The sequence below is a fragment of the Shewanella sp. 1180_01 genome (assembly GCF_052850535.1).
Window position 1 is genome coordinate 1 of record NZ_VXCT01000121.1, and the last position, 1,867, is coordinate 1,867.

Genomic DNA, 1,867 nt, shown 5'->3' on the forward strand with positions numbered 1-1,867 from the left:
TAGACTCAACGAGTTTTGTCAGGTTTTTCGTTCAGTTTGAGCTGTGACTTCATTCTCTCTTTTTGAGGGGAAACATGAATATCGACACTTTTTCTAAGCACTTTTCAGATTGTAGAGCTTGATGTTAATCGGTTAAAATTAACTATCCATTGGCTACTATTTTTGGTTGTGAGGGCATCGAAGACTTCGGTGAAAAACATATAGGTCTTTTGATAATAAATTCTTATTAAAAAATCCTACCAGTTCATTACCCCATTGCGCATGTGATCTCCTAATTTAAACCGCTGTATTCCTGGATGGAACCGTTTCACTGCATAGTGAAGGTGAGGTCGCTATTGACGATAAAGTGTTTAGGGAGTGTATGATAGAGGCTCAAATCAGTTTTGCATTCATATGGTGAGCGCACTTACTACAAAAACAACGACAAACAGTTAACAGCAATAAGACAGTGAGGTGTATCGCCTAGATTTAATCGTTTGCATTCTTAATTTTTACCTCTATATATTAAGCCACTTTTTAATATTAAAAGTGGCATTAATAGTAATGCCTCTAGAATGTTAGAGTGTAACGTACTGATGTGATCATGTTTGAATCAATCTTATTTCTTTCAAGTTTTACAGGGTAACTTTTCGGTGTTCCACCATTAGTGAATATAGGGTTTTTTATGTATGAAAGAATTAAAGAAAGGTGGTTGTTTTTACTTAAACTATATTTGTAAAATCCTTCAAGAAGTTGTTCGTTACTTTCATTTACACTTTTAAATATATTTGATGGTTTTGAGTAAGAATATCCCAAACCTATAGTGTCTTGTGAACGATTGAATATATGAGCAGGAGAAAGAATACCCGCTGTTACAGCTAGGTCAGCTCTGGATTTTTTTGCGATTCCAATTCTAACAAATGATTTTATACCATTTGCTATTTCATAGTCTCCTTGGATCCCAAAGCCCTTGCTGCTAACTTCTGTTTGATGTGGTAATTTTTCATCGTTGAAGTAGTAATCTCTATCAATATTAAAAAGTGTGAACTTAACCGAAGCGCTTCCTTCTCCACTTCTTTTATTTGAAAAACCAACTTCTAGTGCTTTCCACAGATCTCCTTTGTAAAGGTTTTTATAACCAGTACCATTGTTAAAGTGACCTGAAGAGTCTGTAGCTATTACTCTAATGTAATTTAATTTGTCGTCTGTAAAATTGTATGTATATGACATACCCAAACCAGGGTAAGGTGGTTTCAACCAAGTTGAACCTGATAGTTGGAAGCTTAAGAAATTAAAAAACTGATGTCCTCCGCTCCATCCAACAACTTCAATAGTTGGATCAATACGCCCAAGTTTTAAACTACTATTCCCATAATCAAAAGAAAAGTAAAGCTGCTTTAATTGGTTGGTCCATGTATCTGTTATTGTATTTGATAACGGGTCTGTTAAAGAGAATGTATCTCCAGAAAGGTAACCATAATACTCTCCATTTATGGATGCTTTAAATTCATTTCCATTATAAAAGTTCCATCCACCATAAGCGACAAACTGAGTGTTGAATCCTTCATCACTAAAGTCCGTATTTTGAGGGATTTTCCTGTACATTTTTTCAGAGGATTGTTGATAAACAGAACTTACAATCCCCCCAAAATAAACTCCATAATTTTTGTGTAATTCTGATTTTATATCATTTAAATTTGTGGTGACGCTTTTAACATCATTTTTTTCGCTAGCTTCTACACTCATTGAAGTTGTTAGATAACATAAGTTAAATAATGTAAATAACATAGGTACTAGATGTTTGTATTTTTTTTGCATTTTATTCACCTTTTGTCTGTTATGAAAGTGAACAAATTAATTATTCACTTAGCACAAACGAAGTTATTAA

General features: G+C 33.5%; 1 protein-coding gene. It reads right to left on the reverse strand.

Features of this window, described 5'->3' with window-relative positions; genetic code table 11:
* Positions 1-549: 549 nt before the first annotated feature.
* A complete protein-coding gene (locus FW758_RS24335) occupies positions 550-1,797 on the reverse strand; it encodes a carbohydrate porin (protein WP_446446801.1) in 1,248 nt (415 codons plus the stop codon).
* Between the last annotated feature and the right edge of the window lie 70 nt (positions 1,798-1,867).

Coding starts and splice junctions, on each gene's coding strand:
- FW758_RS24335 (WP_446446801.1), bottom strand. CDS start 1,797: ATGCAAAAAAAATACAAACATCTAGTACCTATGTTATTTACATTATTT.